Annotated in this window: 13 protein-coding genes; 7 read left to right on the forward strand and 6 right to left on the reverse strand. The window is 60.7% G+C overall.

Annotation, left to right across the window (positions count from 1 at the left end; genetic code table 11):
- Window positions 1–43 precede the first annotated feature (43 nt).
- From KX928_RS17715 to KX928_RS17735, 5 genes are all read right to left on the reverse strand, one after another.
- Complete coding sequence (locus KX928_RS17715) at window positions 44–880, reverse strand: CE1 family esterase (RefSeq protein ID WP_219505375.1); 837 nt, start codon at window positions 878–880, stop codon at window positions 44–46.
- 4 nt (window positions 881–884) lie between these two features.
- Window positions 885–1,379, reverse strand: coding sequence for a rhodanese-like domain-containing protein (locus KX928_RS17720; RefSeq protein ID WP_219505377.1), 495 nt, complete (start codon window positions 1,377–1,379; stop codon window positions 885–887).
- A gap of 2 nt (window positions 1,380–1,381) precedes the next feature.
- Entirely contained in the window at window positions 1,382–1,906 is a 525-nt protein-coding gene (locus KX928_RS17725; protein WP_219505379.1) for a YHS domain-containing (seleno)protein, read from the reverse strand.
- 170 nt (window positions 1,907–2,076) lie between these two features.
- Entirely contained in the window at window positions 2,077–2,871 is a 795-nt protein-coding gene (locus KX928_RS17730) for an SseB family protein (protein ID WP_219505381.1), read from the reverse strand.
- The gene (locus tag KX928_RS17735; protein ID WP_219505383.1) at window positions 2,868–3,452 is read right to left on the reverse strand and encodes a uracil-DNA glycosylase family protein; all 585 of its coding nucleotides are present in this window, start codon (window positions 3,450–3,452) and stop codon (window positions 2,868–2,870) included. The genes KX928_RS17730 and KX928_RS17735 overlap by 4 nt, the downstream gene beginning before the upstream one ends.
- A gap of 123 nt (window positions 3,453–3,575) precedes the next feature.
- Between KX928_RS17735 and KX928_RS17740 the strand changes: the two genes are divergently transcribed.
- The 6 genes from KX928_RS17740 (at window position 3,576) to kdsA (ending at window position 9,617) form a co-directional block, all read left to right on the forward strand.
- Complete coding sequence (locus KX928_RS17740) at window positions 3,576–3,920, forward strand: ArsR/SmtB family transcription factor (protein ID WP_219505384.1); 345 nt, start codon at window positions 3,576–3,578, stop codon at window positions 3,918–3,920.
- Window positions 3,913–4,941 carry a permease gene (locus KX928_RS17745; protein ID WP_219505386.1) on the forward strand — a complete coding sequence of 343 codons (1,029 nt, stop codon included), beginning with the start codon at window positions 3,913–3,915 and terminating at the stop codon, window positions 4,939–4,941. The genes KX928_RS17740 and KX928_RS17745 overlap by 8 nt, the downstream gene beginning before the upstream one ends.
- A 105-nt stretch (window positions 4,942–5,046) precedes the next feature.
- Window positions 5,047–6,294, forward strand: a complete 1,248-nt coding sequence (locus KX928_RS17750) for a Na+/H+ antiporter NhaA (protein WP_219505388.1) — start codon at window positions 5,047–5,049, stop codon at window positions 6,292–6,294.
- A 195-nt stretch (window positions 6,295–6,489) separates the two neighbouring features.
- Entirely contained in the window at window positions 6,490–7,149 is a 660-nt protein-coding gene (locus KX928_RS17755; protein WP_219505390.1) for an ABC transporter ATP-binding protein, read from the forward strand.
- Window positions 7,127–8,782 (forward strand): KpsE/RkpR family capsule polysaccharide export protein, encoded by a 1,656-nt coding sequence (locus KX928_RS17760; RefSeq protein ID WP_219505392.1) that lies wholly within the window; start codon window positions 7,127–7,129, stop codon window positions 8,780–8,782. The genes KX928_RS17755 and KX928_RS17760 overlap by 23 nt, the downstream gene beginning before the upstream one ends.
- 1 nt (window position 8,783) lies before the next feature.
- Window positions 8,784–9,617, forward strand: coding sequence for a 3-deoxy-8-phosphooctulonate synthase (kdsA, locus tag KX928_RS17765; protein ID WP_219505394.1), 834 nt, complete (start codon window positions 8,784–8,786; stop codon window positions 9,615–9,617).
- A gap of 6 nt (window positions 9,618–9,623) precedes the next feature.
- Here kdsA and KX928_RS17770 read toward each other — a convergent pair whose 3' ends face one another.
- Window positions 9,624–11,558: an AsmA family protein gene (locus tag KX928_RS17770; RefSeq protein WP_219505396.1), complete on the reverse strand. Its 1,935-nt coding sequence runs from the start codon at window positions 11,556–11,558 to the stop codon at window positions 9,624–9,626.
- Between the two features lie 66 nt (window positions 11,559–11,624).
- On the opposite strand from KX928_RS17770, the gene rimO reads away from it, so the two are divergent.
- Entirely contained in the window at window positions 11,625–12,998 is a 1,374-nt protein-coding gene (gene rimO, locus KX928_RS17775) for a 30S ribosomal protein S12 methylthiotransferase RimO (RefSeq protein WP_219505400.1), read from the forward strand.
- The last annotated feature ends 74 nt before the right edge of the window (window positions 12,999–13,072 follow it).

The following is a 13,072-nucleotide window of genomic DNA, read 5'->3' on the forward strand; positions in this document are numbered from 1 at the left end:
GAACTGACGTGACGCCGATCCGCGCAGGCCACGAAGTCGTAGCCTACAGACCTTCGTACCAGTCGATCATCATCTCTGCCCATCCATCCGGCACAACATGACCACCGGGAAACAAGGCGAACTCCAACGCGGACCCTTCAGCACAGCGATCCCATGCCCGCCGCATGAACGATCCCCTGGTCACAAAGCGATCCGCGCGCAACTGGTTGCAGGCATTGACCTCGCGCCACATGCGCAGGGTGTAAAAGATGTCACCCTGCATCAATGCGCCGGGATCGGTGGCATCCGCGCCGCGCAATACCCGCCCTTCCAAAGGCACCGTACCATCGGTCCACCCATGGGTATGCAACAGCCTGACCGGCCCTTTGCACGCGGTCGGGTGCGGCCGCCAGAAACCACCGGCAACCGGCGCATAGGCCGCAAAGGCTCCGGGTTCCTGGCATGCCATGTAAGACGTCATCGACCCGCCGATGGAGAACCCGCTCAGCAGCACGCGGCTCGCGTCAAATCCGAAGCGCGCCGCCGCGTCATCCCGCACCGCGGCCAGAAATGCCGGTTCATCGCGCAGCTTCTGACGCCCCGGTATGAAGGACCATCCGCGTCCGCGTCCCTCCGCGTAGGGGATACCGTCCGGGGCAATCAGCACATAGCCGCGGTCAAGCGCGGTATTGACCCAATCCTTTGGGCGCAAGGCGCCGGCACCCGACCCGCCGTAGCCGTGGATATAGAGGATCGCGCCCTTGATTGGCCCCTCTGGCAAGCGGACATGGTATTCACCCATGTCGATCGCGCAGGGGTCAGCGGTGTCGCCGCAGCCGGCTGCGGCCATCCCGGACCATCCAAGCCACGTCAGGGCCAGCGCCGCCAATAGCCGTGTCATCCGTTCAGCTCTCCCTGCGCACCGGCAAACCGCGTTTGATCCAACCCGGGCCCGCGCCAGAGCCAAGCATGCCCTCTGGCACGTCGATAATTCTGGTAAAGCCTGCATCGACCAGTTTCGCGCTCTGATGCCGCGATCGCACGCCCCGCGCGCAGATCAGCGCAACCGGGCGGGAAGCGTCATTGCCGACTTCGACCATCAGGGCAGTGATAAAATCCTTGCGCCGCATGTCCAGCGGGATCGCCCCCTCACCGACGCCGGTCAGTGCCCATTCATCGGGACGCCGGATATCAATCAGGAGAATGTCACCGCTGAGTGCCGCAGCATGCGCATCGGGCGCGCTTAGAGCATTGTCCCCGGTCTCCGCCCAGATATTGAACCAGCGCGCGGCAAATGCACTGCCGGTCACAATGCCGATGGCACCCAAGGCCAAGAACCCCCGGCGCGTATGTCGCGCCGAAGGCTTGGCAGGGGGAGAAGACGGGGTGTTCTCAGACATGATCAGTTGACAGGGGCCGAGCTTTGAAATTGCGGGATCGGACGGTCGGAGGCGGCGTCAGCTTCGATGTCGACCCAGTTCGCTTCGGACAGCTGCAGATTTCCAGGGATGTCTTCTTCCCAGAAGCCCACCACGTTGCGGGTGATATTGAGGTAGAGTTTTCCATCAAGAATGCGCCACAGGTTAGGGTTGCCCGGAACCTTGCCGCCCTGCGCCACGCCGTAGGCGCAATGCCCGTCATATTGGGGTACGTATTTTTCCGGGTCGTTCAAAAAAGTTGTTCTGTTTTCCTCGGTCGAAAATGCGAAGGTGGCACCATTGTAGGTCGCGGTTATGTCTTTGTCACCCGGGATGGCCTTTGGTTGATCCGCGCCGATGGGCGCCTGCTCCAGATCAAAATAGGAAACCACGTCGTAGCCGGATACGGCGTAGCCTGTGGGATCGACGTATTGGTCGCCAGCCCAGGCCGAAGACGCAAGGGTCAGGGCAGTAGCGGCGCCAGCAATCAAGAGAGAGAAACGGGTCATTGGATGCTCCAGTTCAAGGGTACAGGTATCGAAGTGACCAAGGCCACGCCCTTCCATCTAGAAGCAGGGTAACCCGTTTTGCACCCCCCGCGCCCGCTGCCTCGCAGCGTTGTGATGAATCGCCGCTGCGATGTGATCCCATCGTGAAAGAGAGGATGGGTGCCCTGTGCCTAGCGCAGCCTTGGCGGCTTGTCGGGATCAAGGCCGGGAGCGGTTACCGCAACAGGGGCAGCCTCCTGCACCTGCGGCAAATCAAAGCGCAGGCCCACACGTTCCATACGAGCAGTCATCGGATCGGACGCCCGGAAAAAACCGACATCCATCGCCCCGGCTTCGACGGTCGAAAACGTCAAGGCTTCGGCTGCGGCGCGCGCCAATGCCGCCTCGGCCTCGGGCACGGCGCCGACAAAGCCCAGCATATGCCCCTGCGCGCCTGTCTCCTGTGTTGTCGCAACAAGGTAGGCGCATTTGGCAAGGCCCATCGCCGTCGCCAGTTTGCTGTCAATCGCGGTGATCAGTTCCTCGGGAAGGCCTTTAGGGGCGTGCACCTGCGCGATCCGCGCCTCCACCTCATCCGGTTGGTTGCCGAGGGTCCGGTGCAGCCATTCCACAGCACTATCCGGCAGCAGGATCGCAGAGGGCGCGACATCGAGGTTCACACCCAGACCAATCCTTTGACCGGCGAGCATGCCTGACAAGACCCGTCCGGAAAGCGCGACATAGGGCATAGTCTGGCCCGCGAAACCGGCGAGACGCTCTTCGCGATCAAACACCAGGACGTAGCGCGCCTCAGCCACCTCAAAGATCTCCGGTGATATCTGGTCCCCTCCGCCGGCATCTTCTGCCAGCATGAGAAACAATTCAGAGGCCGCCAGCCGCTCGTAGAACCGCAAGCGTGCCGCATCATCCGTCGGGGCCGCTTGCATGGCTGCATGGGCGTGGTCCAGCGGAGTCAGATCGCTCATGCCAGCACCTCGGCAACGCGCGCACGCAGACGCGGCAGGACGTCGCCCTCGAACCACGGGTTCTTCCTGATCCACCCGGTGTTGCGCCAACTCGGATGCGGCAGGACAAACATGTTTTCCCCGTAGTTCCGCCAATCCTGAACGGCCTGTGTGACGGATGCCACTTTGCCGATGTGATATTTCATCGCATAGCTGCCGATCACCAGTGTGAGTTTGACATCCGGCAGCATCGCCATCGCCTTGTCGCGCCAGGTTCGCGCGCAGACCGGCGGCGGCGGCAAATCTGAGCCCTTGGCATTGTAACCGGGAAAGCAAAACGCCATGGGCAGGATGGCGATCCGGCTTTTGTCGTAGAAGGTATCCTCATCCACTGACAGCCAATCGCGCAGGCGATCGCCCGACGGGTCGGTGAAAGGACGTCCTGATTTGTGCACTTTCATCCCCGGGGCCTGCCCGGCGATCAGAATACGCGCGCCCGGTGCGAACCAGACAACCGGGCGAGGTGCATGCGCGGTAACGGTTTGGGCAAATCGATCCCTGCACAGGGTGCAGGCGGCAAGGTCATCTCTCATATCCATCATGCGTGTCACCTAAACCATTGGGCCGCGCTTGCAATGGGGGGCAAGAAATGGTGATCAACCTTATTTCGATAAACATCGAAATAAATCTTGCGGTTTCGTCAAGCTTTCGATATTTCGAGAAATATGAAAATTAATACACCGGAAAACCTCGACCTCACAATTGCTGCGGCACGTTTCGCAGCCCTTGGATCGGAACAACGCCTGGCGGTATTACGCAGTCTCGTCCGAGCCGGCCCGGAGGGGCTGAGCATTGGCAACCTGGGCGCCCGCACCGGTGTCACCGGATCGACCCTGACCCATCATATGAAAATTCTCGCCTCTGCCGGGCTGGTCACACAGGCCAGGCAGGGGCGCAGCATCATCTGTGCCGCCGTCGCCTTCGATGAAGTGCAGAGCCTGTCGGAATTTTTGCTGAACGAATGCTGCGCCGATACGGCCAACCCCGGTGGAGACCATGACCATGGCTGATACAACGCACACCCAGAGCGGCAACCGCCGCCTGCCCCGCATAGGTGCGTGGGGTGTCACCGCCACGCTTCTGCTACTGATCTTCATTTTTGACACACCCCGGTTCGCCCCCTCCCTTGTGTTTCTGGCCGAAGCACTCGCCGGGACAGCGCCGTTTATCCTGTTCGCAGTGCTTGCGGTTGCCTATCTGAAGGCCACAGGTTCGGAAACCTTGCTGGCCAAAGCATTTTCAGGGCATCAGGCGCGCATGATCGTGATGGCCGCGCTTTTGGGCGGGCTATCGCCCTTTTGCAGCTGCGAAGTGATCCCCTTCATCGCCGCACTTCTGGCCGTGGGCGCGCCATTGGGGGCGGTTATGGCCTTCTGGCTGGCCTCCCCGCTGATGGATCCGGCGATGTTCGCCATTACCTCCGGCACCCTTGGCTGGGAGTTTGCGACAGCCAAGGCCATGTCCGCCATCGGGCTGGGAATGCTCGGCGGTTTCGGAACGATGCTGTTTGCACGCACCCCGGTTTTCACTAACCCGTTGCGCGAACGCCCGGCTGTCGGCGGATGCTGCAGCGTGAAAAAACCGTTCAGCGGCACACCCCTGTGGCGCTTCTGGCAGGAAACCGACCGCCGCGAAACGTTCCGGCACACAGCGCAGGAAAACGCCCTGTTCCTGCTTAAGTGGCTGACACTGGCCTATGTGATCGAAGCAATGATGTTGGCCTATGTGCCGGCCGAGCTCATCGCAGGTTTGCTGGGCGGCACCGGTGTATGGCCAATCGTCATGGGCGCCTTGGTCGGCGCACCTGCCTATCTGAACGGATATGCCGCGGTGCCGCTTGTCGACGCTTTGCTGGCGCAGGGAATGGCGCCGGGGGCGGCGATGTCCTTCGTGATCGCCGGTGGGGTAAGCTGTATCCCGGCGGCAATTGCAGTCTGGGCGCTGGTCAAGCCAAAGGTCTTTGTCGCCTACCTCGTCTATGCGCTCATCGGTTCCGTCATTGCCGGGCTGGCCTGGCAGATGATCGCATAAAAGCCACCGCCGCGCGCCGGACGCACCCCATGCCGCCAAGCGGCTCCCCGTTGATCACCGCCATGGCATCGCGTAGCAAGGTGAGACGACAATCGGGAGCCGTCGATGCATCGCGTCTGGAACTTTCTGACCAACTATTCGCTCTTGCTGATTATCGGCGCCCTGATCGCCCTCGTCTGGGCAAACATCGATTACGACAGCTACCACCATTTCGTTGAATTCAAGATCTGGGATCACGCGCCCATCGGCCACTTGCACGACGGCCATCGCACCCTGACACTACACTATCTGGTCAACGATATCCTGATGGCACTGTTTTTCGCGATTGCGGCCAAGGAAGTCTGGGAAGCGGTTATCCTCAAGAACGGATCACTGCGCGGCAAAAAAGCTGCAACCCCCTTGGTTGCAACGCTTGGCGGCATGGTCGGACCGATCTCCATCTACCTCGGTCTCGCCCTGTTGTTCGGATCGGACACCTACAACGCGGTCGCCAATGGCTGGGCCATCCCGACGGCAACGGACATTGCATTCTCCTATCTTGTCGGGCGCATCGTTTTTGGTGCGGGGCATCCGGCCGTGCGGTTCCTGCTGCTGCTGGCCATCGCGGATGACGCAGCCGGTCTGATCATTCTGGCGGTGTTCTATCCTTCTGGCGATCTGGCACCCGTATGGTTACTGTTTTCTGCCGGGGCGGCGATTGCGGTGTTTATTCTGGCCAACTGGCTGCCGAGGTTTCTCGATCGCGGCAACCAGGCGCGACCGAACTCGACCTGGGTGCGGACCCGGCTGCATTACCTCCCCTATCTGATCGCGGCCTGCCTGTCGTGGTATGGCTTTATGCGTTCGGGTCTGCACCCTGCCCTCGGCCTCTTACCCATTGTTCCGACAATTCCGCACGCGGACCGGGCATTCGGCATATTCGCCGAGGCCGAAAAATATCTGACGGACCTGCTCAACCAGATCGAGCACGCGCTGAAAGGACCGGTCGAAATCGTGTTGTTCTTCTTCGGATTGCTGAACGCCGGCGTGCAGTTCTCTTCCATCGGCGATGCGACCTGGCTGGTGCTTGCCGGCCTTATCGTTGGCAAGCCGGTGGGCATTTTGCTGTTTGGCTGGGTTGCTGCCGGTCCCCTGCGGCTGGGGCTGCCTCAGGGTATGCGCACCGTCGACCTTGTTGTCATCGGCTGCGTCGCGGCGATCGGCTTTACTGTATCGCTTTTTGTCGCATCCGTGGCCTTTGCCCCGGGCGATATACAGGATGCGGCAAAAATGGGCGCGCTCTTCAGCTTCGTGGCTGCATTCATCAGCATTATCGCCGGCGTTGTGTTTCGGGTGGAAAAGCAACCGGGCTGAGACGCGGGCCCGAAACAGCTCACCTGAAAGGCGAAAACCCGCCGTTTCTGGAAGATCGCGCCATCTGTATGCGTTGTACATTTGTTTCGAATTAAGACATAATATTGCCCAACACGGTAGATAATCCGTAAATAACCTCTGCTAACAGAGGGCAGGCAGGCCCGTGTCCGGGTCTACGCGCAACCGGAGCAGGTCATGCTGGCGTTCGAAAATGTATCGAAGTCCTTTTGGACGGGATCCCAGCACAAGGTGATCCTGGACCGCGTGTCGTTCAAGGTTGAGCTTGGCAACTCTCTGGGCATCCTTGCCCCGAACGGTACCGGCAAGACCACGCTGATCAACATGATGGCCGGTCTGGAAAAACCGGACGAAGGCGAGATCAGGCGTGGCTGTAATATCTCCTTCCCCCTTGGGTTCATGGGCGGCGTGGTGACCAAGGTCTCCGCGATGGAGAATGCGCGCTACATTGCCCGCCTGTATGGGCTTGATCCCGACTATGTTGAGAGTTTTTGCCGCTGGTTATGCGGATTAGGCGAGTATTTCGACCAGCCTCTCGGCACCTATTCGGCCGGGATGCGGGCGCGGTTTTCATTCTCCCTCATGCTGGCGCTCGATTTCGACATGTACCTGATCGACGAGGGCATGCCCGGCACCACGGACGTGGAATTCAACCGAAAGGCAGGCGAAATCCTGCAAGAGCGGTTGCGCACCACGACAATCATCATCGTGTCTCATCAGGCGAAAACGCTTGAGAAATTTGCCCGCTCGGCTGCCGTGCTGATGAATGGGCAATTTCACATGTTCGACACATTGGAAGAAGCGAAACGTCTTTATGACTACCAAACCGACAGCTAGAAAGTTCCGCATCAAGCGTGCATCGCCCGGTCTGAGTGCGGAAAACGCCAACCCCTCCGAGCGCCCGCTTGCAAAGGATGAGGAGGTTGCCGAGCAAAAGGCGGCTGAAAAAGACGCGGCGCCCAAAAAGGACGACGCAACCGCAACCGGCAATGTGGCTGTCGAGCTTGATGCCATCCGACGCGAGGGGCTGACAGGTCGCCAGCTGCGCATGGCACGGCGGGTTGCCCACAAGAACGGTCTCGCGCCGACGTCGGATTTCGACGCGGTCCGCCTGCTGCGCAAGCGTGGTATCGATCCCTTCCAACGGTCCAACATGCTGGAGCTCGTTGTTCCGCAAAATCAAAACGATCCTTTGCAGGACGGAAAGACTGGTGCGGAGGGCGAGACGGCGAAAGGGTCTGACCGGGGCCGTGTTCAGCTGCCCCAGACCCTGCCAATGGGCCGGGAAACCCTGCCCTCCACTGACCTGAACCCGGCCGATCTGCGCAACCGGCAGATTTCCGAGATTCAGCGCGACATCACGGCTCGGCGCCGCCGCAAGATGGGCATGCTGCTTGTCCGGCTGGCCTTTTTCGTGTTTTTGCCCACTGTGCTTGCGGGATGGTATTTCTATGCTGTCGCCACACCCATGTACTCCACCAAGTCTGAATTCCTGATCCTGCAGGCCGACAATCAGGGCGGCAGCGGGATCGGCGGGTTGTTGTCCGGCACCCAGTTTGCCACCTCGCAGGACAGCATTGCCGTCCAGTCCTATCTGCAATCCAAGGACGCGATGTTGCGCCTGGATGCTGATGTCGGCTTCAAATCGCATTTCTCGCAACAAGACATCGACCCCATTCAACGGCTTGCAACCGATCCGTCGAACGAACAGGCCTACAAAACTTACAAGAAGAATATCAAGGTTGGCTATGATCCGACCGAAGGGGTGCTGCGCATGGAAGTGATTGCCGCCGATCCCCAGGTCAGCGCAGCTTTCAGTCAGGCCCTGATCAACTATGCCGAAGACCGTGTGAACGCCCTCAGTCAGCAAAAGCGCGGCGATCAGATGGCAGAAGCCCAGGCAAGCTTTGAGAAATCCGACAAGGAGCGCCGCGCCGCGCAGGAAGCCCTCGTCAACCTTCAGATACAGGGGGCAACGCTTGACCCCGAGGCGGTCATCGCCGGACTCCGGGCGCAGATCAACCAGGTTGAACTGCAGTTGCTTGAAAAAGAACTGCAACTCGCGGCCCTGCTGGACAACGCACGCCCCAACCAGTCCCGGGTGGATGGTGCACGCGGGGACGTGCGGCGTCTGAACGATCAACTGGCCGATTTGAATGCGCGGATGACCGACGCCAGCCAGGGCGAAAACTCGCTGGCACAACTGAGCGTCCGTATCCAGATGGCCCAGGCAGATCTCGCGACGCGGGACATGCTGCTGCAATCGGCCCTGCAGCAAATGGAACAGACCCGGATGGAAGCAAATCGTCAGGTCCGGTATCTGACAACCAGCGTTGAACCGGTTCCGTCGGAGGAGCCCAGCTACCCGCGTAAGTTCGAAAATACGATCGTGGCCTTCTTGATCTTTGCCGGTATCTACCTGATGATCTCGCTCACGGCATCCATCCTCCGTGAACAGGTGACTTCCTGATATGACGCATGTTTCCGTCGGCGATCTGACGATCGGCAATGACCTTCCGCTGACCGTGATCGCCGGTCCGTGCCAGCTTGAAAGCGCGGATCACGCGCAGATGATCGCCGGCAGGATGAAAGAGGCCTGCGCGGCAGCCGGGGCGCAATATGTTTTCAAGGCCTCCTACGACAAGGCCAACCGTACATCGCTTGACGGCGCGCGCGGCATGGGGATCGACGAGGGGCTCAAGGTCCTGCAATCCGTCGGCAAGGCCAACGGCGTTCCGGTCATCACCGATGTGCATTCCGAGGCGCAATGCGCCATCGCAGCCGAGGCCGTCGATATCATCCAGATCCCCGCGTTTCTCTGCCGTCAGACCGACATGCTGCTGGCCGCTGGCAACACCGGTGCCGCGATCAACGTGAAAAAGGGTCAGTTCCTCGCCCCCTGGGAGATGGAGAACATCGTCACCAAGATCGAATCCACCGGCAACCGGCGGATTCTGCTTACCGAGCGAGGCACGACCTTTGGCTACAACACTCTGGTTGTGGATATGCGTTCGCTGCCGCAGATGGCGCAGACCGGCTACCCGGTCGTGATGGACGCTACTCATTCGGTACAGCAGCCGGGCGGGCGTGGCGGCTCCTCCGGCGGGCAGCGTGAATTTGCCCCGGTGATGGCGCGGGCGGCCGTGGCGGTTGGCGTGGGGGCCGTGTTCATGGAAACGCATCAGGATCCGGACAACGCGCCCTGCGACGGTCCGAACATGATCTACCTCGATCAGATGCCCAAACTCATCGAGACGCTGATGAGCTTTGACCGGCTGGCCAAGGCATCACCCCTCACCTTCTGAAACCGCTTAGTCGAAGAGCTTTTTCAGAAGCTTCTCCTTGACCTTGTCCTTGACCGCATCCTCGGTCGATTGTCCGGGCTGCGAGGTGACACCCAGCTTTTCGTTGATCTTCTCCTTGGCCTTGTTCTCCAGCTCATCCTTCTTGGCGTCGATCTCCGCGTCAAAGGCAGCTTCCAGATCAGGCCGGATGGAGATATCGGACCACGGCCCGACGAACCGCACCGGAATGGAGATACCCTGCCCGCTGTTGGCGCGCAGGGCGATCGGCGTGACGGTGTAATCCATATTTTGCGCGCCCAACCCGATGTTACCCGTGCCCGACGCGCGATAATTCTTGAGCTGCAACAGCAGATCCCTGTTTTTCAATACACCCGACGCAATGGTCCAGGTGCCGGTGAGACTGTCAAACACGGTCGTGCCGCTGCCAACGTCGCCGGACCGCATAAGCCGGTCGAGGTCGATCCCCTGAATGGTGCCTTTTCCGATGGCAAGGGATCCGTCGCCGGACAGCGACCGCATGATCGCATCCACCGTGTTGCCCGCGCCCAGAAAGGACAGCTGCGCGTTGCCTTGTCCGGTCAGCCTGTTCAATCCAGCAGCGTCACTCAGCAAGGGTTGGATCTGAATGGCCTTGGCGCCGATGCTGCCTCCGACAGACAGGCCACTGCGATTGTTGATCACGAATTCGCCGCTCACATTTCCGCCGTAGGCCTGCACGTCGCGCAGCTCGAAAACCATGCGCGACCGGTCGTTGCGCAGCAGCGTGCGCGTGGGGCCAAGTTTGAATTGTCCAAGGTCGATGCTTTGGGCGGTCAGGGCGATTTCACCGTTGAAGGCAGCCAGGCCGCTGGCATCGATCGGCGTCTTTGGCCATCCGTCGGTACCGGCATTTGCAGAACCACCGCCGCCACTGCCACTGCCGGTGCCCGCGCCGGAGGCAGCCTCCTGTCTCAGATCCAACGGACCTGCATCCAGTTGCGCATTGATCTGTGGCACCCCGTTGAGTTCGATATCCGCAGCGCCTGACAGGCGGTTGCCGCCCAGATCGACCGCAAGATCGCGCAGCGACAGCCTGCGGTCAGGTGTCAGCGTCACATCCGTCGTCATGTCGATCCTGCGGCCAAGGTTATGAGGCAGGTCGGCCCCGGGCAGGCCGAGCGCTTTCAGAAACGCGTCGGTGGTATCGGTTTTCAGTGTGAGTGCGCCGGCAACAGCGCCTGCCGTGTTGGCACGCCCGTCAAACGATAGCGTTCCGGCTGCCGTGTCGATTGACGCCTTGAGGGTCTGGGTTTCACCGGTGATGAACCCGGCAAAACCATCAATCACAGCCTCCACCGTGACGGCCTGTGCGGTTGGGCGCAACACGGCGCGAATGTCCGCAGGGCCAAGTCGTTCCGGCCAGTCGAGTGTCAAATCAACGCCTTCATACGACACCAGATCGCTGCCTTCCGCGTCATACACCAAACGCGCATCCGTAATTTTCAGACGCTCGATGCTGATGGTACGCGCGGGGCGGGTCGGCGCGGTCTCCGTTGAAATCTGGGCCTCGCCGGTGGCATCGGTGAATTGCCAGCTCGCGCGGCCATCCTTGCGTTGCTCCAGCCGGATGGTCGGGCTTTCGGCTTCGATGTTGGTGATCCGGATATCGCCCCGCAACAGCGCCATCGCATCGACACCAATCGCCGCATTGGCGGCCTGCAGCATCGGCCCTTGCTCTGACCAGGTGGCATTGCCCACTTCCAGAGCACCGGCGCGCACGCCGAGCACCGGCCAGAATGACAAGGCGACATCGCCGGTAATGGACACCTCGCGTCCCGTTGCATTGCGCAGTTGCTCCGCCGCGATGCGGGCTACGCGATCCGCGGGCAGAAAGAGCAGTGACACGATGGCAACCACCACAAGGACGACCAAAAATCCGACCAGCCGAAAAATCCATTTCATCCGCGTACCCTCACCTCAGCCTGCAAGCCCTTTTCGGGGGCCCTCACTTCCACTATAGCGCAAGTCATGAGCACAAACCCACCCAATCTGCGCCCCGATCTGGCGCCCACCCCCCGGCTCGACACCCCCGTGCGACCCGGGCAGCCGACCATCGGCATGGTGAGCCTGGGATGCCCCAAAGCGCTTGTCGACAGTGAGCGTATTCTGACCCGCCTGCGGGCAGAAGGCTACGGTATTTCACCTGACTATGCAGGGGCGCATGCCGTTATTGTGAACACCTGCGGATTTCTGGACAGCGCCAAAGCCGAAAGCCTCTCCGCCATCGGAGAAGCGCTGAACGAAAACGGCCGGGTGATCGTGACCGGGTGCCTTGGAGCGGAGCCGGAATACATCACCGGCGCGCATCCAAGCGTGCTTGCGGTAACCGGCCCGCATCAATACGAACAGGTGCTGGATGCGGTGCACAAGGCGGTTCCCCCCAGCCCGGACCCGTTTGTCGATCTGCTCCCGGCCACGGGTGTGAGCCTCACACCCCGCCACTTCAGCTATCTGAAAATCTCCGAAGGCTGCAATCACAAGTGCCGGTTCTGCATCATCCCGGACATGCGCGGCAAGCTCCAATCGCGCCCGGCACATGCGGTGATGCGGGAAGCCGAAAAGCTGGTAGAAAACGGCGTCAAAGAGCTGCTTGTGATCAGTCAGGACACGTCCGCATACGGCGTGGATATCAAACATGCCGAAGACCGTGGGCACCGCGCGCATATGACGGACCTCGCGCGTGATCTCGGCAGTCTAGGCGCATGGGTCCGGCTGCACTACGTCTACCCTTACCCGCATGTGCGGCAGCTGATCCCGCTGATGGCCGATGGTCTGGTACTGCCCTATCTGGACATCCCGTTCCAGCATGCACACCCTGCCGTGCTCAGGCGCATGGCGCGGCCCGCCGCGGCGGCAAAAACCCTGGATGAGATCGCGGCATGGCGCGACATATGCCCAGATCTGACCCTGCGCTCGACGTTCATCGTTGGATATCCCGGCGAAACCGACGCTGAATTCCAGACGCTGCTGGACTGGATGGACGAGGCCCAGCTGGATCGGGTTGGGTGCTTCCAGTACGAAAACGTTGATGGTGCGCGTTCCAATAACCTGCCGGATCATGTGCCCGACGACATAAAGCAGGACCGTTGGGACCGTTTCATGGCCAAGGCTCAAACCATCTCCGAGGCGAAGCTTGCAGCGAAGGTGGGCCAGCGGCTTGATGTGATCGTGGACGAGGTGGATGCTGACGCCGCCACCTGCCGCACGAAATCCGACGCGCCGGAGATCGACGGCAACCTGTTCATTGACGAGAACTTCGATCATTTGTCCGCAGGCGATATTGTCACCGTCGATGTCGACGAAGCGGGGGAATACGATCTGTGGGGACGCCTGCCTGCCTAGGGCCGCGGGCGCGGTGACAGGTTTCTTCGACAGTGCGCCACCTGAAATGCTATCGTCACGAGACCCACCTGTTC

Source organism: Roseobacter insulae (assembly GCF_019375555.1).
GTDB classification, from domain to species: Bacteria; Pseudomonadota; Alphaproteobacteria; order Rhodobacterales; family Rhodobacteraceae; genus Roseobacter; species Roseobacter insulae.

What these genes read in the sequence shown, in the direction of transcription:
- KX928_RS17715 (WP_219505375.1), bottom strand. Translation starts at nt 880, where the DNA reads ATGACACGGCTATTGGCGGCGCTGGCCCTGACGTGGCTTGGATGGTCC.
- KX928_RS17720 (WP_219505377.1), bottom strand. Translation starts at nt 1,379, where the DNA reads ATGTCTGAGAACACCCCGTCTTCTCCCCCTGCCAAGCCTTCGGCGCGA.
- KX928_RS17725 (WP_219505379.1), bottom strand. Translation starts at nt 1,906, where the DNA reads ATGACCCGTTTCTCTCTCTTGATTGCTGGCGCCGCTACTGCCCTGACC.
- KX928_RS17730 (WP_219505381.1), bottom strand. Translation starts at nt 2,871, where the DNA reads ATGAGCGATCTGACTCCGCTGGACCACGCCCATGCAGCCATGCAAGCG.
- KX928_RS17735 (WP_219505383.1), bottom strand. Translation starts at nt 3,452, where the DNA reads ATGATGGATATGAGAGATGACCTTGCCGCCTGCACCCTGTGCAGGGAT.
- KX928_RS17740 (WP_219505384.1), top strand. Translation starts at nt 3,576, where the DNA reads ATGAAAATTAATACACCGGAAAACCTCGACCTCACAATTGCTGCGGCA.
- KX928_RS17745 (WP_219505386.1), top strand. Translation starts at nt 3,913, where the DNA reads ATGGCTGATACAACGCACACCCAGAGCGGCAACCGCCGCCTGCCCCGC.
- KX928_RS17750 (WP_219505388.1), top strand. Translation starts at nt 5,047, where the DNA reads ATGCATCGCGTCTGGAACTTTCTGACCAACTATTCGCTCTTGCTGATT.
- KX928_RS17755 (WP_219505390.1), top strand. Translation starts at nt 6,490, where the DNA reads ATGCTGGCGTTCGAAAATGTATCGAAGTCCTTTTGGACGGGATCCCAG.
- KX928_RS17760 (WP_219505392.1), top strand. Translation starts at nt 7,127, where the DNA reads ATGACTACCAAACCGACAGCTAGAAAGTTCCGCATCAAGCGTGCATCG.
- kdsA (WP_219505394.1), top strand. Translation starts at nt 8,784, where the DNA reads ATGACGCATGTTTCCGTCGGCGATCTGACGATCGGCAATGACCTTCCG.
- KX928_RS17770 (WP_219505396.1), bottom strand. Translation starts at nt 11,558, where the DNA reads ATGAAATGGATTTTTCGGCTGGTCGGATTTTTGGTCGTCCTTGTGGTG.
- rimO (WP_219505400.1), top strand. Translation starts at nt 11,625, where the DNA reads ATGAGCACAAACCCACCCAATCTGCGCCCCGATCTGGCGCCCACCCCC.